Annotated in this window: 20 protein-coding genes and 2 pseudogenes; 7 read left to right on the top strand and 15 right to left on the bottom strand. The window is 69.9% G+C overall.

The genetic code is table 11. From position 1 onward, the window contains the following. Positions 1-12: 12 nt before the first annotated feature. Both MUU72_RS00740 and MUU72_RS00735 read left to right on the top strand, forming a co-directional pair. Positions 13-231, top strand: coding sequence for a hypothetical protein (locus MUU72_RS00740; protein WP_248011080.1), 219 nt, complete (start codon positions 13-15; stop codon positions 229-231). A gap of 14 nt (positions 232-245) precedes the next feature. Then, a complete protein-coding gene (locus MUU72_RS00735) occupies positions 246-818 on the top strand; it encodes a hypothetical protein (RefSeq protein WP_248011079.1) in 573 nt (190 codons plus the stop codon). 184 nt (positions 819-1,002) lie between these two features. On the opposite strand, the gene MUU72_RS00730 is transcribed toward MUU72_RS00735, so the two are convergent. From MUU72_RS00730 to MUU72_RS00705, 6 genes and pseudogenes are all read right to left on the bottom strand, one after another. After that, positions 1,003-1,608, bottom strand: coding sequence for a DUF3291 domain-containing protein (locus tag MUU72_RS00730; protein WP_248011078.1), 606 nt, complete (start codon positions 1,606-1,608; stop codon positions 1,003-1,005). Between the two features lie 285 nt (positions 1,609-1,893). After that, positions 1,894-2,409 carry a nuclear transport factor 2 family protein gene (locus MUU72_RS00725; protein WP_248011077.1) on the bottom strand — a complete coding sequence of 172 codons (516 nt, stop codon included), beginning with the start codon at positions 2,407-2,409 and terminating at the stop codon, positions 1,894-1,896. A 210-nt stretch (positions 2,410-2,619) separates the two neighbouring features. Next, complete coding sequence (locus MUU72_RS00720) at positions 2,620-3,075, bottom strand: hypothetical protein (protein ID WP_248011076.1); 456 nt, start codon at positions 3,073-3,075, stop codon at positions 2,620-2,622. A gap of 214 nt (positions 3,076-3,289) precedes the next feature. Beyond that, positions 3,290-3,418, bottom strand: a complete 129-nt coding sequence (locus MUU72_RS35815; RefSeq protein WP_372502929.1) for a hypothetical protein — start codon at positions 3,416-3,418, stop codon at positions 3,290-3,292. Positions 3,419-3,463: 45 nt separating this feature from the next. After that, a pseudogene (locus MUU72_RS00710) lies at positions 3,464-3,824 on the bottom strand (alkaline phosphatase family protein); the annotation flags it as partial. A gap of 48 nt (positions 3,825-3,872) precedes the next feature. Further along, positions 3,873-4,463: a TetR/AcrR family transcriptional regulator gene (locus MUU72_RS00705; RefSeq protein ID WP_248011074.1), complete on the bottom strand. Its 591-nt coding sequence runs from the start codon at positions 4,461-4,463 to the stop codon at positions 3,873-3,875. Between the two features lie 89 nt (positions 4,464-4,552). On the opposite strand from MUU72_RS00705, the gene MUU72_RS00700 reads away from it, so the two are divergent. Then, on the top strand, positions 4,553-5,497 hold the full coding sequence (locus MUU72_RS00700) for an alpha/beta fold hydrolase (protein WP_248011073.1): 945 nt from the start codon (positions 4,553-4,555) through the stop codon (positions 5,495-5,497). Positions 5,498-5,986: 489 nt separating this feature from the next. Here the strand turns inward: MUU72_RS00700 and MUU72_RS00695 are convergent. Next, positions 5,987-6,394: pseudogene (locus MUU72_RS00695) on the bottom strand (Vgb family protein); the annotation flags it as partial. Between the two features lie 294 nt (positions 6,395-6,688). Here MUU72_RS00695 and MUU72_RS00690 point away from each other — a divergent pair. Continuing rightward, positions 6,689-7,378: an HdeD family acid-resistance protein gene (locus tag MUU72_RS00690; RefSeq protein WP_248011072.1), complete on the top strand. Its 690-nt coding sequence runs from the start codon at positions 6,689-6,691 to the stop codon at positions 7,376-7,378. 78 nt (positions 7,379-7,456) lie between these two features. Here the strand turns inward: MUU72_RS00690 and MUU72_RS00685 are convergent, their stop codons facing one another. From MUU72_RS00685 to MUU72_RS00655, 8 genes are all read right to left on the bottom strand, one after another. Continuing rightward, entirely contained in the window at positions 7,457-8,455 is a 999-nt protein-coding gene (locus MUU72_RS00685) for a diacylglycerol/lipid kinase family protein (RefSeq protein ID WP_308403758.1), read from the bottom strand. 240 nt (positions 8,456-8,695) lie between these two features. Continuing rightward, complete coding sequence (locus MUU72_RS00680; RefSeq protein ID WP_248011071.1) at positions 8,696-9,121, bottom strand: hypothetical protein; 426 nt, start codon at positions 9,119-9,121, stop codon at positions 8,696-8,698. Positions 9,122-9,252: 131 nt separating this feature from the next. Next, positions 9,253-9,483, bottom strand: coding sequence for a hypothetical protein (locus MUU72_RS00675; RefSeq protein ID WP_248011070.1), 231 nt, complete (start codon positions 9,481-9,483; stop codon positions 9,253-9,255). Positions 9,484-9,815: 332 nt separating this feature from the next. Then, positions 9,816-9,938, bottom strand: coding sequence for a hypothetical protein (locus tag MUU72_RS35105; RefSeq protein ID WP_282503467.1), 123 nt, complete (start codon positions 9,936-9,938; stop codon positions 9,816-9,818). A 99-nt stretch (positions 9,939-10,037) separates the two neighbouring features. Beyond that, complete coding sequence (locus tag MUU72_RS00670) at positions 10,038-11,234, bottom strand: ABC transporter permease (protein ID WP_248011069.1); 1,197 nt, start codon at positions 11,232-11,234, stop codon at positions 10,038-10,040. Further along, a complete protein-coding gene (locus tag MUU72_RS00665) occupies positions 11,231-11,917 on the bottom strand; it encodes an ABC transporter ATP-binding protein (protein ID WP_248011068.1) in 687 nt (228 codons plus the stop codon). Before MUU72_RS00665 ends, MUU72_RS00670 begins: the two co-directional genes overlap by 4 nt. Then, the gene (locus tag MUU72_RS00660) at positions 11,914-12,990 is read right to left on the bottom strand and encodes a peptidoglycan-binding protein (RefSeq protein WP_248011067.1); all 1,077 of its coding nucleotides are present in this window, start codon (positions 12,988-12,990) and stop codon (positions 11,914-11,916) included. Before MUU72_RS00660 ends, MUU72_RS00665 begins: the two co-directional genes overlap by 4 nt. Continuing rightward, positions 12,990-13,625, bottom strand: coding sequence for a hypothetical protein (locus MUU72_RS00655; RefSeq protein WP_248011066.1), 636 nt, complete (start codon positions 13,623-13,625; stop codon positions 12,990-12,992). The genes MUU72_RS00660 and MUU72_RS00655 overlap by 1 nt, the downstream gene beginning before the upstream one ends. A 134-nt stretch (positions 13,626-13,759) precedes the next feature. Here MUU72_RS00655 and MUU72_RS00650 point away from each other — a divergent pair, with 134 nt between their 5' ends. The 3 genes from MUU72_RS00650 to MUU72_RS00640 are packed head-to-tail and all read left to right on the top strand — an operon-like array spanning position 13,760 to position 16,402. Then, complete coding sequence (locus MUU72_RS00650; protein ID WP_248011065.1) at positions 13,760-14,449, top strand: response regulator; 690 nt, start codon at positions 13,760-13,762, stop codon at positions 14,447-14,449. A gap of 7 nt (positions 14,450-14,456) precedes the next feature. Continuing rightward, positions 14,457-15,887 (top strand): ATP-binding protein, encoded by a 1,431-nt coding sequence (locus tag MUU72_RS00645; protein ID WP_248011064.1) that lies wholly within the window; start codon positions 14,457-14,459, stop codon positions 15,885-15,887. Continuing rightward, positions 15,884-16,402, top strand: a complete 519-nt coding sequence (locus MUU72_RS00640; RefSeq protein ID WP_248011063.1) for a hypothetical protein — start codon at positions 15,884-15,886, stop codon at positions 16,400-16,402. The genes MUU72_RS00645 and MUU72_RS00640 overlap by 4 nt, the downstream gene beginning before the upstream one ends. Positions 16,403-16,570: the final 168 nt, after the last annotated feature.

Here is a 16,570-nt window from a genome sequence, read left to right as displayed (position 1 = left end):
TAAGGTACAGGTGTGATTTCCAAGGGACGGCACCAGGATGGGGATGTTGCGGCGGCCCTTGACCGGGCCAGGAGCGCCGGCTGCCAGGTGGTGCCCGACAAGAACGGGCACCGGTGGGGGTGGGTGGTGTGCTGCTCTTGCGGGGCGCGCCACGTCGTCTCGGGCACTCCGAAGAACCCCGGCAACGAGGCGAAGCGGATCGACCGCTTCGTCCGGGACCACCAGCACTGAAAGGACACCGCGCCGTGTCTGAGTGGAGCTTCACCCTCCTCGTCAATCAGCCCCTCACCTCCGGGCAGGCCGACGCCTTCGACCACTGCGACGCCTTCGCCGACGGCTCGGTCTCCTACACCCTCGCCCCCGGCGAACCCGGCGCGTACGCCCGCGTTCCGGACCCCGAAGCGCTGCGGGAGCTGTCGTGCGACATCGAGGCCCCGACGCTGCTGGACGCCATCGCGCAGGCGGCGCAGAAGATCCGGCTCATCCCGGGCCTCCGGGCCGTGGGCGCGCGCTACCACGACACCGTCACCCTTGAGGAGGCCGCGCAACGCTGGGGGCGCGGCCACCACGAGCTCATCGAACTGGCCAAGAACCGGCGCGACCCGGGCGGTTTCCCCGAACCGCTGCCCGGATCGGCCGGGACGGAGTTCTACTCGTGGCGCGCGATCGCCGCGTTCCTGGTGGACGCCGGTGAGGCCGTCCCCGATGCGCCCCGCGACCTCGTCATCGCGGACCGGGCGCTGCGGCTCGCCGACGCCCTCGAAGACGCTGACGTGTCGCCGGGCACCTTGCGCGCGTTGGGACTGCCGCTCGCCTGATCCCACGGGCGGGGGAGCGGCCCGGGAGTCCGGGCCGCGAGTGGACCACCTCGCGTTGCTGCCGTCCGGCGCGTGCGGCTTGCTGCTGGGCGTCGGCCGCCCTCCCGGGCGAACGTCAGCTGAGAAGTGCTCCGTCACTCAATCGAGGCGTACGGCCGCGACCCCAGCCGTTCAGGCTTCCTTCTCAGCGAACCCGCTCGCTCTCCGGCCCGGTACCGGCGGCCTTGTCAGTGGCGTTGGCGTTGGCGTTGGCCTTGGCGTTGGCCTTGGTCTCGGCCGGAGTTCCGTCCGGGGCGAACGCGTGGTGGAAGGTGAAGGCGCGCGGCGTGGGGCCGTGGCCGTCGAGGTGCGCCAGCCGGGAAACCCCGTCCTGCCAGGTGGGTGTCTCTCCGTCGGCGACCCACCAGAACACGTAATTGGGGTGTGCGTTCCTCTCGAACCAGTCGTAGCGCCGGTTCAGCGCCGCCCGGTGCAGACCGGTGTAAATGGCGTCGAAGGCGGGGCGCAGGGCGGTCCAGAGGGAGAGGGTCGCGGCCAGGGCCGTGGTTTCCGCCGTACGGCCCTTGTCGTACCAGGCCGGTACGGCGAACTCCCCCCATGCACCCCAGTCCGCGTCGAAGAGCACGCCCCGGCTGCCGCCCACCGGTTCCGCCCGCGCGAGGTATCCGGGGTGCCGGCTGATCTCCCGGTAGACGGCCTCACCCAGCTCATAGAACTCGCTCGTGAGCGGGGTGGGAACGGAGAGAGGTGACTTCAGGGCGCCGAATGTGTACAGAGCAAGATGGGGCATGCGTCTCTCCCTGGTTGGGGGTGCCTGGTGCGGTCCCGATTCGGTGGCTTGCGCACGGGGGGCGAGGATTCGCGGGCGTGCTGCCCCGTCCCGTCGCGGGTGGCGCAGCCTGAAGGAATCCCCGCCCGGCCGTGGCCGGCCGCCGCAGACCAGGTGAAGGTAGCTGCCTCTGCGTGCCCTGTCGACGTTGCGTTTTCCGTCTCAAAGTGGCTTCCCGCACGGTCCGTTGCGGAAGCCGGGGCGGTGGCGCTGCCGGCCGCCGTGCCATGACCCTCCGGGCTCGGCTCAATGCCGGGCGCCGGTCAGTTCCGCGACACGGGTGGCGGCCTCCTCCGGCAGGACGGGCGGCTCGCCAGTGGTCCAGACGGCCCGCACCGCCATGTCGCTGATGCGCCAGCCGCTGTCGGTGCGTCGGAGTTCCCCCTTGTAGCTGCCGCCCACCGTGAACAGGGGGTTGGCGGTCTCGCCCCGTGCCCGGAGCGTGGAGTCCAGGTGGAGGTGGGTCATGTGGGCGTTCCAGGAGACCTGGGCCGTCCGTGCGCCCGGCTCGGCCTGGACGAGGACGTCGGAGGAGACGTGCAGGGTGGCGGCGAACCGGCCGACGGCTTCCTCCATGTGGCGCACCGCGTCCGCCCCTTCGGCCACGCCGAGCGGCGTCGTCGTCCGCAGATCGTCGGTGAAGTAGGCCCCGGCCCAGCCCTCGTCGAACCGCCGCTCGTCCATGGTGCGGAAGAGACCGCTGATGAGGGTGGTGACCTCGAAGTGGTCCTGGAGCGCCGTGGTGTTGCTCATCGCGTTCATGGCTCGATCATGTGACCTCAAGCGCGCTTGAGTTCAAGGCGCGGGTATGCCGGCTCGGTCTCGGTCTTGCGGCATGCGCCGTCCATCCGGATGAGTGCGGTAGCCGCCGACCACGTCACCATCCGGGAGATCGTCCTCGCCGCCACCGGCCAGGAAGCCTGAACAGCAGCCGGGCCGGTATCCGGTGCGGCGCCCGGCACCGGCAACGCTTCACACGCACGCGTTGAGGAACTGAATCTGCACGTGACTGGCGAAATAGTCGGTCAGATTGCTGCCGGACGGGGCGGCGGGCTTCGCCCCCATGTGCGCGACGCGGTCCTGTTCGTCGATGACCCAGTAGCCGGGCGGATCGTCCGCGTCGGTGAAGTTCACCTTCGCCGGAAAAGTGAGCGTGTAGGTCGCACCGTTCACGTTCTCGGTGAAGTTGGTGAGATGCCAGATGGAGCAGGCCGGGACGATACCGACCGTGTGGTAGCTGCCGTCCTTGAAGGTGATGGTCACGTCTCTGATGTCGAAGGAGTTCCGGTTGACGATGTACATGTGAGGTGGTTGCAGTGCCGGTTGCGAGAAGGACCCCACGTTTGCGGCTCGTTCGTGTTTCTGCGCCTGCTGCGCGGCGTTCTGGGCCTTCTGGGACTGGCTCAGGCTCACGACGGACACCACCACGGCCACACCTGAGATGAGGGTCGACACCCAGTCCCGAGCCGAGCCCCGACGCGCACCCTTCGGTCGGGGCGCAGACTCAGGCCCGGGCTCCAGCCCTGAACGACCCCAGCTGCTCATGCCTCATTCTCCCCAGGAGGGAGAGGGGCCTCCCACCGGAATTGACCCGTCCGGGGGAGGGCGCACCCCGCAAGGGGGCCGGTACGGGGCCGGCGGCTCAGTGAGCCGTCTCCGCACGCCCCTCCGGCATGGCGTGCACCGTTCCGGCGTATCGCTGGGCGAATTCCGGGTGGCCGTCAGCGGTCACCGTGACGTCGTACCGCCCGTCCTTCGTGGGCCAGGTCACGGTGACCTGCTCGCGGGGGCCGACCAGCTGGGTGTGCGCCGCGCCGCCGAAGCCGAAGCAGCTCGTGAGGTCACCGCAGACGGCTCGGCGCCACTGCGAAATGTTGGGCTCCCGCACGCGGGTGACCAGCTCCAGGAAGCGCAGCACGGAAGTGTGGTCGGAGACCTGGGGACGCCGTCGGCAGGGTGCCGTCCTTGCAGTGCGCGTCGAACGCCGACAGGTCCCACGTCGTCATCGCGTTGCGGTAGCGGGGGTCGTCGTGGTCGAAGGTGTGGAACTGGCCGAAGAACTCCAGGGCGTTCTCCTCGTAGTTGCCGTGGCGCGCGTCGAGCCCGGGCGTGCGGTAGACGCGCCAGCTGACGTCGGCGGCCGACAGGCGCTCCGCGTAGGTGGTCCAGTCGCAGACCGCCAGCCCCTGACCCGGTCACCCGTCACAGCACACACCGTTGCAGTACTAGCTCCGGGCAGGCAAGGCGTGCGAGAGCGCCCTCATGCTGACGTCGATGACCGTGCGGAGCTGCTGCTGGCCCGCCCTGGTCCTGCTCAGCACGGCCAGCGACTGGTTGACCGCCATGATGTGAACGGCGAAGTCGTCGGCATCGCCATCCGCCAACTGCGCGGCGTTCAAGGCGGTCCGCAGCCGCGCATGCTGAAGGCCCAGAGCCTCGATCGCGCGTGCGGCGATGGTGGGGCTGAGCGCCGGTGCTGCCATCGCGGTCTGGGCGATCAGGCATCCATCAGGGACGTCAGGGTCGGCGATGCGCTCCAGGGTGACCTCGAAGAACGCCCGTACCGCCTGGAGCGGTTCCTCGGACGCACGGGAAAGCGCCTGGTCGTACCTGCTTCCGTACCTCGCGGCGTAGCGGTCCAGGCAGCGCAGGTAGAGCGAGTCCTTGTCGCCGAACGAGGAGTAGAGGGAACTGCGGTTCAATCCGGTCGCCCTGGAGAGGTCGTCGAGAGAGGTGTTGGCGTATCCAGCTCGCCAGAACTGGACCATCGCCGCGTCGAGCGCGATGTCCACATCGAACTGCTTCTTCCCCGCCATCACGCATGTACCTCGTTCCCGGACCAGCCGTTGTGGCCCTGCCCATCGTATCTTGAACCAACCAGTCCAAGATGCAGTAGGCTCCAGACATGACCGACGCCGCCATAGCCCCGAACCGCTCCTGCGACCAGAATCCGGTCCCGGGATTGCCGCTGTACGACCTGGCGGGTTTCACTCACCGCTGGGTCGACGCGGAAGGAATTCGACTCCACGCCGTGGAAGGCGGCCGGCCGGACGGTCCTACCGTCGTCCTGCTCGCCGGATTCCCGCAGACCTGGTGGGCTTGGCGAAAGGTGATGGCACGCCTTACCGAGCGATTCCACGTGATCGCGATCGACCTGCCGGGGCAGGGGCACTCCGACCGCCCTCAAGGGCCCTACGACACGCACACGGTCGCTGCGCGCGTCCAGGCCGCGCTGACCGCGCTCAACGTGCCGAAGTACTGGCTCGTCGCCCACGACATCGGGGCCTGGGTCGCCTTCTCGCTGGCCCTGAAGTACGAAGCGAGCCTGCATGGGGTCGCCCTGCTCGACGCGGGCATTCCCGGAATCACCCTCCCGGACTCCATTCCTACGGATCCCGACCGGGCCTGGAAGACCTGGCACTTCGCCTTCCACCTGGTGCCCGAACTGCCCGAGACTCTGCTCACCGGCCGTGAGCGTGCCTACGTCGGCTGGTTCTTGAAGGTCAAAGCTCTGTCCCCGAACACCTTCGACGGTGCCGAGATCGACCATTACGCCGCCGCCATCGCGGCCGAGGGAGGTCTTTCAGCATCTCTCGCCTACTACCGCGACGCCGCGGAATCAGCGCGGAGAAATCATGACGCTCTCGAACGAGGACACGTGACCGTCCCGGTCCTGGGAATCTCCAGCTCCCATGGCTCGATCCCTGACATGGCCGCCTCCCTCAGCCCGTGGGCAGAGAACGTGACCGGCGTCTTCATCCCCCAGGCCGGACACTTCATTCCGGACGAGCAGCCCGACGCAACGGTGGACGCGTTGACCGCGTTCATCAATCACCAGCGTGACGAGTAGTTCACGGCGCCCTGCCGGCCCGGTGACGTCGGCGAAGGACAGTCAGCGGCCACTTTCGCGTTCCCGCCCACGAACGGCCGCCGGACGGAAGGACCGGGACGTTCGTCTCCGGCAAGAGCCTCCGGTTGCTGACGATCACTGCTCGAGTCGCGTTCCCCGCCACACCTCCATGAGAGGCCGGAGAACGTCCGCCGCTACTTCAAGCCTCCCCTGAGGCGATCTCGAAGCTGACGAGCCTGCTCGCGCTGGCGACGCGCGCCGCTGAGCCCTACTGGGGTGTGACCCGGATACGCCAGAAACCCGCCACGGGATGCGCTCTGCTCGTTGAGCATCCTTCGCACCCCTTCGGCCCAACTCGTTGGTGGTGACGTCGGGTTGCGTCCTGGGGCGGAGGGGTGGTGACCTCGATCGCGAGGACTGAGGGGGCGTGCGGCATTGCTCATGAGTGGCGACTCGTGAACAAAACCAGGGAGTGAGCGGGCGGCCTGGTCAGGTGGTGCTGGGCGTCGGGGCGATGCGCGCGAGGGCGCCGATCTCCAGGGCGGCCCATAGGGCGCCGTCGGGGCCGGGGGCGATGCCGTGGGGTTCGGAGTGGGGGGTGGGCAGGTCGTGGACGGTGAGGGAGTAGTCGGGGGTGAGCGTGCCGACGCGGTTGCCGCTCCATTCGGTGAACCACACGGTGCCGTGGCCGTCGACGGTGACGGCGTGCGGTCGGGCGGTGGGATCGGGCAGGGGGAACTCGGTGATCTGCCCGTCGGGAGTGATCTTTCCGATCTGCCCGGCGGCGATCTCGGTGAACCACAGGGCTCCGTCGCGGTCGGCGGCGATCCCGACCGGTGCTGCCGCCGGTGTCGGCAGGGGGCGGAGGGTGATCGCGCCGTCCATGCCGATCCGCCCGCGGCCAGGTCGCGTACGGCTGCCGGCGCCATTCGGGGCCTCCTCACCTCCCGGCGGGACGCGCGACGCGCTTGCCCCCCGTCCCCCCCCCGATCCCGGTGGGTCTTCGTCTCTCCACCTGAGAACGCAGCGGCCCCGGGCGTCGGGGGAGGAGGCCGGGGGACCCGTGCCCGGTGGCTCTGGGAGCTGAGCCGGCACCGCACTCTCCGTCTTCACTGAGCGGTGTGAGGCCGATCGGGTGACGATGGAGGTGTACTGACGTGATCACGCTGTTCTCAGAAGGAGGTGGGCGTCATGGCGTCTTCTTCTGCCTCTTCCGCGTCCTCGGGTCCCGTTCCGCCGGGCGGCACCGAGCCCCAAGAGGCGCCGCCCGCGACCAAAGTCATGGCTCTCCTGGCGAACATGGGTTGGCAGGTCCTGTTCACCATGGGCCTTGCCGCCGTTGCCCTGGGCGTCATCGCCTTGGTGTGGCCGGATGCGACGCTGCGGGTCGCCGGCGTGCTCTTCGGCGTCTATCTGCTGGTCACCGGTGTCTTCCAGCTGGCCGGTGCCTTCGGCACGCAGGTGCCGGGACACCTTCGTGTGGTGCACTTCGTGACAGGTGCGCTCTCCATCCTGCTGGGGCTGATCTGCTTCCGGGGCACCCTGGAGTCGATTCTCCTGCTCGCCCTGTGGCTCGGCTTCAGTTGGCTGATGCGCGGCACCATGGAGACGGCTGTGGCGATCTCAGCTCCGGACATGCCGGCGCGCGGTTGGCACATGGCCTTCGGCTTCATCGGCTCTCTGGCCGGCATCGTGCTGATCGTCATGCCGTTCGCCTCCATCGCGACACTCACCCTGGTAGTGGGCGTCATGGCCATAGTGGTGGGCCTGACCGAGATGGTCCGCGCCATCCGGACGCGCGTCGAAGTCGGCCGTCTCGCTCCGGGGACGACCCGCCAGCGGCGCCCGCTCTTCCACACCCGCCCGCACCCTCAGCACTGAGCCGCGGCCCTTGTCGGTGGGCGGCTCGCTCGGAACGGCCGCCGTCGCTCCTCAGCACGCATGCTCATGCTGCTGCGGTCACCGGCGGCCGTGAGCACCCCGTCCGACAGTTGAGGCCACCCGCCGGATGGCGCCCCAGCCGCCCGGCCGCCCGGCGTGCTGGGCGGCTGTTTGCTGCGCGGCCGGCCGATGGCGGGGAACACGTACCCGCAGTGTCCGGGGACTGATCCGGCACCGTACGGGAGTCGGCAGGGTGACGGCCTCGCCGTCCAGCCCGACGGGGACGACCGGGACGTCGGCGTGGACCGTCACGTCGTCCCGGGTGGCGAGATGCGTCAGCCCGTGCGGCTGCCCACTGCGCAGCCGGGCGCCCGTCTCCGCGGGTGTTTCCGCCCTGGCGGCCAGCACCCCCAGGAGCCCGGAGTCGAGCCGTGCCCGCTTACCGAGCCCTGCCGGGTCGTCGGCCTGGTAAGGGTTGTTGCTCACCAGCACGGCATCCGGCCGGTCCACAGTAAGCGGTCCGGTGCGTACCACCAGGTCCGGGCCCTCGTGGTGGGCCAGGAATTCCGGGAGGATCCGCATCATCGTGCCGATCTTGTCCTCCCGGTAGGCCGAGTCCTGCACCAGGGCGGCGTACGCACCGAAGGACACGTTGTTGACGAACGCACGGTCGCCCGCGAACCCGAGATCCACGCACACCTCGATGCCGTCGGTGAGGGCTTCCAACGCGGCCGAAGGGTCTTTACGATCCAGGCCGAGGTCCATCGCGAAATGGTTGCGCGTGCCTGCCGGAATGACCAGGAAGGGAAGGCCGCTCTGCGCGGCCACCTCGGCGACGAGTGCCTGAGTTCCATCTCCGCCGGCCACCCCCAGCAGATCCGCACCGTTATCCACCGCGCGTCTGGCGACCGTCGCAAGGTCTTGGTGCTGGGAGGAGTCGATCAGAAAGACCTGAGCTCCCAAATCGCGGGCCGCCTCCGCGATCCGGAAGCGAATCGCCTTTCCTCCTCCCGAATGCGGATTCACGATCAGATAGGGCCGTCGCGCGGCGGCCACCGGTCGGGACGCGTTCTCCATCACCGTAGGGAACCGTTCATCAGCTCGGTGCACGTCACAGGCGCTGCCGGAGGCCCAGGGACTGAGCCGCCGGCCGCCGCGTCCATGTCTTTCCCTCCCATGAGCTGCCGGCTCGCCGTTCCGGGTCCGGTCAACCCCGTCCCGGCGGAGGCCACACGCGGCCTCCGCCGGGAGCCGCCGGGAGGGCGTGCCTTTCTCGGCAGAGTCGTGACGGTGGGCCGTCCGCCGGCCGCACTCCGCCTACCTGTGGGCCAGGGCTTTGGCCTCCGAGCGGGCCAGCAAGGCTTCCAGCGAGGCGGATTCCGCTTCGAGAATCGCGGCGGCAGCGTAGTCGATTGCGAACGATGCGTAGTGCTCCGCATCCTCCGCATTGTGCTCGGCGCGCTTCACGTCAAGCTCAGCCTTGCGCTCCTGGAAACGGCTCTTGACCGTCGCTACGTGCTCCTGCCACTTGTTCCTTGCTTCTTCAAGTGATCCAGCGGCAGCAGCCTTCTGTTCGGCTGCCTCACGGCGGAGCTGTTCTGCGCGCTGTTCCGCCTCCCGCTGGGCCTCTTCAACCGCAGCCGACAGTTGCTCACGGTTCTTTGCGATGGCGCTTTGTACGTGTTCTTGCGCGTGCTTCGCCCGGTCCGTCAACTGGGTGATGCGCTCCGTCGTCTCCGTCATAGGGCTCACCTTTCCGACTTCCTCGCAAAAAGGGCTCTCATTAACTGGAACACGCGTGCGCAGGGCCTGCCATTCGAGTGGCTGTACAGATCCTCGACGTAACGAAGCGCTACTCGGCCGGTTCCTTCGGATCATCTCGCCGACCAGACGAAGATGGCGGCGCGGCGGAGCCCGGCGAGGTGGAGGGTGGCGGTCTTGTCGTAGCGAGTGGCCAGGCCGCGCCACTGCTTGGGCTTGTTGATGCACTGCTCGGCGGCGGCGTCCTTCGGCGGCGGGATGGTCGGGTACTCGCTCCACCGGCCCCGCACCCGTGCCTCGGCACTGCGCACCGCACGGGCCGTGCCGGCGCTGAACGCCGGCACGGGAATCTCATTCCCGACCGGTTGCGGAGTGCTGTGGCGCTCCACAGCCGAACAGGAGGTACCCGGTCGGCTGTCCGCCGCGACGCTTCTGCCACTCCTCGCCGGGACCGCTCTGACGGTGGCGGCTGCGCTGCGCGACCATCCGGGCACCTTCGGCCGCCGCCGGCCCTGGAGAAGGGTTGCCCGGCGCTCGGCAGGTCGCGGCGCCACCGCTGTTGCAGGGCGGCCCACACGGCTGCCGACACGGTGCGCAGGCACGCGGGGCGCCTGGAGCCGCACACCTCCACCCTCGGCCGAGGGCGGGCCGCACCGGGTTCGGCTCGTTATGGGGCTCAGCGTGCGGCTTCGGCGGGATCGAGTACGTATCCGCCTGCTGCCGCGGTGATGATGGCCCCGTAGCGGGGGCCGAGCTTGCCCAGTGCGAGCTGCACGATGCGGACGATCACCAGGACCATGGCGGCCACCAGGTAGGAACGCCGCTCCCCGCCACGGGCAGAGCAGCCCGATTCCGCCTCCGGAGGCGGCTCGGCCCCGTACCGTCGGGTGCGGGGCCGTCAGGCCGCGTGGAGCGCGACCGTGGGTTCGAGACGGGAGGCCCGGATCGCCGGGTAGAGACCGGCCAGGACACCGATGGCGAGCGTTGCGCCCAGGCCGCCGCCGAGCGACCAGAGCGGCACGACGACCGCCCAGCCCTGTGCCGTGGCGAAGGCGAACGTGGCCGCCGCGCCGAGCGCCGCCCCCGCCGTCCCGCCCAGCGCCGACAGCAGCAGCGACTCGGTGACGAACTGGAGCCGGATCGCGCCCCTGGTGGCGCCGATCGCCCGGCGCAGACCTATCTCCTGCCGGCGTTCCAGGACCGAGATGACCATGGTGTTGGCGACACCGACGCCGCCCACCAGGAGGGCGACCGCGCCGAGGCCGAGCATCAGGCCGGTGAGCCCCTTGTCGGCGGCGGCCTTCGCCGCCAGTGCGTCGGAGGGCCGGGACACCTTCACCGAACCCTCGTTACCGGGCATCACCGTCCGCGCCAGCACCGCCCGGACATCGTCGACCGAGGCATCCGGGGACCGCTCGAAGACGGTCGTGGGGTGGCCGTCGAATCCCAGGTACTGCTCGGCGGCCGGGAAGCCGACCAGCGCCGTGCGGTCGAGCTGGGGGACGAGCTCCACGGGGCTGAGGATGCCGACGACCACGACGTACCGGCTGTTCATCATGATCTTCTCGCCGGGCTCGGTGATGCCCAACCGCTCGGCCGCGACGGCGCCGAGGACGGTGACCGGCAGCCGCTCGCCGGCACCGTCCAGCCAACGGCCCTTGGCCACTGTGGCGTTCAGCGCGGTCAGCAGGTCCGCTCGGGCGGCCTGCGTGGTGACTCCGGCCGGCTGCTCCTCGGGAACCACATCGCTGCGGCGGATGCGGACGTCCACCTGCGCGGTGGCTGTGGCCTGTTGCACCGGGCCGATGCGCTCGACCATGGCCACCGCGTTCTTCGGCAGCTTCACCTCCTGGCCCAGGGCGTCCTTGCCTGCCTCGGCGGTGAGCAGATTCGTCCCGAGACGGTCGAGCCGGGACATCAGGTCGGCCCGGCTGGACATGGAGAGACCGACGACCGCGACCATGGTGGCGATGCCGATCGCGATGCCGAGGGCGGAGAGCACCACACGGGTCCGGCGGGCGCGCAGCCCGACGGCGCCGACACGCAGGACGTCGGCTGCGGTGAGGCGGGCGGGTTTGAGCACGCGGCCGGTCATGAGGCAGCCTCGCCGGAACGGGAGTCGGAGACCACGGCCCCGTCCCTGAACCGGATGCGGCGGGGCAGGGAAGCGGCGATCTCATGGTCATGGGTGATCACGCAGATCGTGGTGCCCCTTGCATGGAGTTCGTGGACGAGTTGCATCACGACCTCGCCGGACGCGGTGTCCAGCGCGCCCGTAGGTTCGTCGGCGAGCAGCAGGTCCGGTTCCCCGACCAGGGCGCGGGCGATGGCGACACGTTGCTTCTCGCCGCCGGAGAGCTCGCTGGGCCGGTGCGAGAGCCGGTGACCGAGGCGGACCCGCTCCAGCGCGACACGGGCCCGTGACCGCCGCTCCTTCAGCGGCACGCCCGCGTAGAGCAGGCCGTCCGCGACGTTGTCGACCGCGTCCCGGCCGGGGGACAGGTGGAAGTGCTGGAAGACGAAGCCGATGTGCCGCGCCCGCAGCGCCGCCAGCCGGCTGTCGCTGAGCGCACCCACGTCGTGTCCGGCCACCCGGACCGTGCCCGACGTGGGCCGGTCGAGGGTGCCGATCAGATTGAGCAGGGTGGATTTTCCCGACCCGGACGGGCCGACGATCGCGACGAGTTCGCCCTGGCCGACGCGCAGGTCCACGCCGCGCAGGGCGTGTACCCCGCCGGGGTAGGACTTGGTGGCGGCCCGCAGTTCGATGACGGTCATTGCTTGGCCACTCCGACCTTCATGCCTGCGGAGATGCCGTCGCCGCTGACCTCGATACGCCCGTCGGCGGTCATGCCGGTCGTGACCCGGACCATCCTGGTGGTACGGCCCTGGACGATCTGGAGGCCGTAGCCGCCGTTCTCACCGCGCAGGGCGACGACCGCCTCGACGGGCACGGCCAGCACATTCCGGTGGCTCTCGCTGATGAACGTGACGCTGCTGGTGGCCTTGGCGTCCTCGGCAGCGAGGACGGACCGAGGGCTGTCCAAGGTGACCTCGACCGTGATGCCCTCCTGGCGCGCCCCGGGGGAGCCCTCCGATGCCTCGGGCCTCGCCGTTCCCGCCACCTTGCCGCCGACGGTCCTGCCGCTGGGCAGGGTGACCTCGACCTTGGTGCCCCGGGACGTCAGGACCGCGTCGGTCTGGTCGAGTTGGGCCCGCACGACCGGTGTGGTCGAGGCGACGGTCAGCACGGTCTTGTCGGGCCCGACCTGATCGGCGAGTGCGGCGTCGGCCGCCACCACCCGCACCGCGCCGGGCTGGAAGACGATGTCCCCCCTGCCGACACGGCCGTCCGGGTTCTCGATGCCGATCGACTTCTGCCAGCTCTTGACCGCGGCTTCGGTTCCCTTGTCGTAGCGGGTGTCGACGTAGAGGCTCGCGCCGAAACCGAGGTCGCGGAGGTTGCGCTCCAGCTGGAGGACGTCGGGGCCGCGATCGCCCACCTTCATCGGCCGGAACGCCGGTGTCGGCCCGTACAGGAGGATCACCGGCCGGGCATCCCGCTCGTACAACCGCTGCCCGGCCGTGACCGTCCTGCCCTCCTGGGCGGCCTTGGTGACGGTCCCTTCGACCGCAGACTTGACGGTGCGGCGCTGTGCGTAGTCGAGGTGCCCGTCGACGGTCTTGCTCTGCACGAGATCGGTCCGGGTGATCTCGGCCGTGGCGGGCGGAAGGTCACCCCTCTTCTCCGCTTGTGCGCCCCGGTCGCCGCCCCCGAGGACCACGGCTCCGGCTCCCAGCGCGGCAACGGCGGTCACCGCACCGGCCGCGACGCATGCTTTACGCCGCATCACTGCATGCCGTCCAGACCGTCGAGCAGCTTGTCCTTGCACGCCTGGCGGGCCTGCTTGTACGCCGGGGAGCTGGTGTCGATCTGCGATGCCGCCGGGTCAGGGTCCCCGCCGGGTATCACATTGCCGCCGGACAGCGTGGGGTTGGTGAATTTCGAGACGCCGTTCTTCCGCATGCAGGCGGCATGCGCCAGCATCGATTCGTACTGCTTCTGCACATCGCGCTTCGGCTCCAGACGCATGGCGGCCGACATCTCCTTGCCGCAGACGCCGTTCTTGCCGCCCTTGGACGCCTCCTCGTTCCCGGGCTTCCGGGAGATTTCGTCGATCTTCGTCCAGTCGAGGTAGCCGCTCAGCTTCGGGTCGGGAAAGTCCTTGACGCCGCCCTTCCCGCGCATGCACTGCACGTAGTCCATCTGCGCGTCGTAGAAGGCGCCCTGGTCGCCTCGCTTGCCGGAGTTCCCGGAGTGCTCGCCGCCGGAGGCGGTGTCCCCGGGAACGGAGGCGATCTCCTCGCCCGTCGCGAGCGGATCGCCCCCGCCGCCGCAGGCGGCCGACAGGGCCAGGACGGGAAGCGCGACGAGCGCCGCCAGACGCAGACGGCCCGCGGCGCGGGAGGGAATTCGAAGGTCCATGCCGTCAACGCTCAGCCCCTCACATGATGGGCGGTGGATGCCTGGATGATGGCGGCGTAACAATCGCTCGCGCCGTGCGATTCTCCCGGCCGACCCGGTCTGACATGGGCAAACGCTCCCGCATAATCAGAGCCATGCCCCATGTGCTGCTCATCGAGGACGACACCTCCGTGCGCGACGGGATGGAACTCGTACTGCGCCGGCACGGCTACGACGTATCCGTGGCCGGCGCGGGAGAAGAGGCTCTGCCCCTGCTGGACGGCCTTACCGGGAAGCCCGTCGAACTCGTGGTCCTCGACCTGATGCTGCCCGGTATGGACGGCTTCGACGTCTGCCGGGCCATCCGGTCCCGCACCACCATCCCGGTGATCATGCTCACGGCCCGCGGCGACGACCAGGACATCGTCACCGGCCTCGAAGCGGGCGCCGACGACTACGTGGTCAAACCGGCCACGGCACGCGTACTCGAGGCCCGTATCCGGGCGGCACTGCGCCGTGCCGAACCGGCGCCCGGCTCCGCGCCGGGAGAGCAGCACGGCGGCCTCGTCATCGACCGGTCCGGCCTGACCGTGACCAAGCTGGGCACGCTCGTCCCCCTGCCGCCGATGGAGCTGCGGCTGTTGCTGGAGCTGTCGGCCGCTCCGGGCCGGGTGTTCAGCCGGGAGCAACTGCTGACATCGGTCTGGGATCTCGACTACCTGGGCGACTCGCGGCTCGTGGACGCCGCCGTGCGCAGGCTGCGCACCAAGATCGAGGACCTTCCCGGCACACCCCGGTACATCCAGACCGTCCGGGGCTTCGGCTACCGCTTCGGGCCCCTGTGAGCCCCGGATGAGACGCTTCCGGGCCCGTATGGGCGGGCTGCGGATCCGCCTTGTGGTCACGTTCGTCCTCGTCACCCTGATCAGCGCGGTGACCTCGACCACGCTCGCCTACCGCGAGTCCCGCGACGCCGTGCTGGAGCGGGCCCAGCACGCGCTGCAGACCGATTTCCGCAACCGGGTGAGCGACGTGGCGGCCGACCTCGAGATACCCCTCGACCGGAGCACCCTCACCCGCTTCGCCGCGAGCGTCTCGCGCGGGCTCGGCGATGACCTCGTCGTCGCCCGGTACCACAACCTCACGGCCACCTCGGATTCCCTGGCGGACCAGACGCGGATCAGCCCTGAGCTGCGGACCGCGGTCAGGACCACCGGCCGCCTGCGGTTCCAGCGCGTCGAGTGGCGCGGCGAACCGTTTCTGGTGGTCGGCGCGTCCGTGGCCTTCGACACCGGGCGCACCTCCGACCTCGACGTCTTCACGATCGCCCCGCTCAGGACCGAGGAGGAGGACATCGCCGTGCTGCTGGCCACGGTCCGTGCCGGAACCGTCCCGGTCGTCCTGCTGGCCGCGGCCCTCGCCCTGCTCGCCGCGCGTACGGTGCTCCGCCCCGTACGGGACCTCGGCCGGGCCACTCGGATGCTCGCTGCCGGTGAACTCGCCACCCGCGTCGCGGTGAGGGGACGCGACGAGCTCGCCCAGCTGGCCGAAACCTTCAACGACACCGCTGAGAGCCTGCAGACCTCCGTCGCGGAGCTGCGGGAACAGGAGGCGCGCGCACGCCGGTTCGTCTCCGACGTCTCACACGAACTGCGTACCCCGCTCGCCGCGATGACCGTGGTGTCCACCGTGCTGGACGAGGAGGCCGATCAGCTGCCGCCGGACTCCTCCCTGGCCGCCCGCACCGTCAGCGCGGAAATCGCCCAGCTCACCCGACTCGTCCACGACCTCATCGAGATCTCGCGCTTCGACGCCAGAACCGTGTCGCTCGACGTCATGGAGACCGACCTGGCGGAGCTGATCCGCACGACGCTCACCCGGCGCGGCTGGACCTCCCGGGTACGCACCGATTTCGGCGGCGGGGCGCGGGCGGTGGTCGACCGGCGCCGGATCGACATCGTGGTGGCAAACCTCGTCGGAAACGCGCTGCAACACGGGGCCCCGCCCGTGACAGTGGTGCTCCGCGCCACGGCCGACACGATCACCATCGAGGTCACGGACCGCGGCCCCGGCCTGCCCCCCGAGGTCCTGCCGCACGTCTTCGACCGCTTCTACAAGGCCGACACCGCCCGCAGACGATCCGAGGGCAGCGGCCTGGGCACCGCAATCGCCCTGGAGAACGCCCAGTTGCACGGCGGCACCATCGAAGCCGCCAACCGCGCCGGGGGCGGCGCGGTCTTCACCCTCCGGTTCCCCCGCAGCCGACCGAAGGACATGCCGTGAAGAGTCCAGGACGTGCAAGGAGGATTCCGCGCCTGTGCGCCACCGCGGCCCTGCTCCTGCCGGCCGTTGCCGGCTGCGGGATCCGGCCCACAGGGGTGATCGACGCCGGTGAGCCCATACCGGGTCTCACCAAGGGGATGCGGATCTACTTCGCTTCGGACACGGGCCTGCGCGGCGTCTCGCGGCCCGGCGTGCAGCTGAACCACCTCGACTCCGCCCTCAAGCTCCTCCTCGCCGGCCCGAACGAGTCGGAGCAGAAGAGCGGACTCGCCAACCTCGTGGTGTTCAACGGCCCCTTTCACGCCTCCGCGAACGGCAACCGCGTCACCCTTGACGCACCGGAGACCTACCTCTCCGCCGACGACCGCCTCCGCAACGGGCAACTGGTGTGCAGCCTCGCCCGCGCCCGGGCGGTCCTCCACCCCACTCTCCGTCCCGACGACATCCAGGTCACCCTTCGCCCGAAAGACGAGCCACTGGGCCCGTACAAGTGCTCCTACTTTCTGGACAGTTGAGGAGGTTCCGTCCCGGATCCGTTCGAGGCGCGCCGGCGAGGGCGAAGATACGGCCGGTCCCGTGCCGGTCCCGAGCAGTTCCGTGGTCGCTGTCGTGAGGGGTGGGTAGCGGCCCCCGGGGGCCCCGGATGGCCGGATGGGCAGGCGTCGGTCACCGAGCCGAGGAGG

Source organism: Streptomyces rhizoryzae (assembly GCF_023155275.1).
Taxonomy (GTDB): Bacteria; Actinomycetota; Actinomycetes; order Streptomycetales; family Streptomycetaceae; genus Streptomyces; species Streptomyces rhizoryzae.
The sequence above is the reverse complement of the archived record's forward strand: the minus strand, read 5'-3'. Positions and strand labels throughout refer to the sequence as shown.

What these genes read in the sequence shown, in the direction of transcription:
- MUU72_RS00665 (WP_248011068.1), bottom strand. Translation starts at nt 11,917, where the DNA reads ATGACCGTCATCGAACTGCGGGCCGCCACCAAGTCCTACCCCGGCGGG.
- MUU72_RS00730 (WP_248011078.1), bottom strand. Translation starts at nt 1,608, where the DNA reads ATGCCCCATCTTGCTCTGTACACATTCGGCGCCCTGAAGTCACCTCTC.
- MUU72_RS00645 (WP_248011064.1), top strand. Translation starts at nt 14,457, where the DNA reads ATGAGACGCTTCCGGGCCCGTATGGGCGGGCTGCGGATCCGCCTTGTG.
- MUU72_RS00700 (WP_248011073.1), top strand. Translation starts at nt 4,553, where the DNA reads ATGACCGACGCCGCCATAGCCCCGAACCGCTCCTGCGACCAGAATCCG.
- MUU72_RS00660 (WP_248011067.1), bottom strand. Translation starts at nt 12,990, where the DNA reads ATGCGGCGTAAAGCATGCGTCGCGGCCGGTGCGGTGACCGCCGTTGCC.
- MUU72_RS00650 (WP_248011065.1), top strand. Translation starts at nt 13,760, where the DNA reads ATGCCCCATGTGCTGCTCATCGAGGACGACACCTCCGTGCGCGACGGG.
- MUU72_RS00690 (WP_248011072.1), top strand. Translation starts at nt 6,689, where the DNA reads ATGGCGTCTTCTTCTGCCTCTTCCGCGTCCTCGGGTCCCGTTCCGCCG.
- MUU72_RS00670 (WP_248011069.1), bottom strand. Translation starts at nt 11,234, where the DNA reads ATGACCGGCCGCGTGCTCAAACCCGCCCGCCTCACCGCAGCCGACGTC.
- MUU72_RS00655 (WP_248011066.1), bottom strand. Translation starts at nt 13,625, where the DNA reads ATGGACCTTCGAATTCCCTCCCGCGCCGCGGGCCGTCTGCGTCTGGCG.
- MUU72_RS00725 (WP_248011077.1), bottom strand. Translation starts at nt 2,409, where the DNA reads ATGAACGCGATGAGCAACACCACGGCGCTCCAGGACCACTTCGAGGTC.
- MUU72_RS00705 (WP_248011074.1), bottom strand. Translation starts at nt 4,463, where the DNA reads ATGGCGGGGAAGAAGCAGTTCGATGTGGACATCGCGCTCGACGCGGCG.
- MUU72_RS35105 (WP_282503467.1), bottom strand. Translation starts at nt 9,938, where the DNA reads ATGGTCCTGGTGATCGTCCGCATCGTGCAGCTCGCACTGGGCAAGCTC.
- MUU72_RS00680 (WP_248011071.1), bottom strand. Translation starts at nt 9,121, where the DNA reads ATGACGGAGACGACGGAGCGCATCACCCAGTTGACGGACCGGGCGAAG.
- MUU72_RS00685 (WP_308403758.1), bottom strand. Translation starts at nt 8,455, where the DNA reads ATGGAGAACGCGTCCCGACCGGTGGCCGCCGCGCGACGGCCCTATCTG.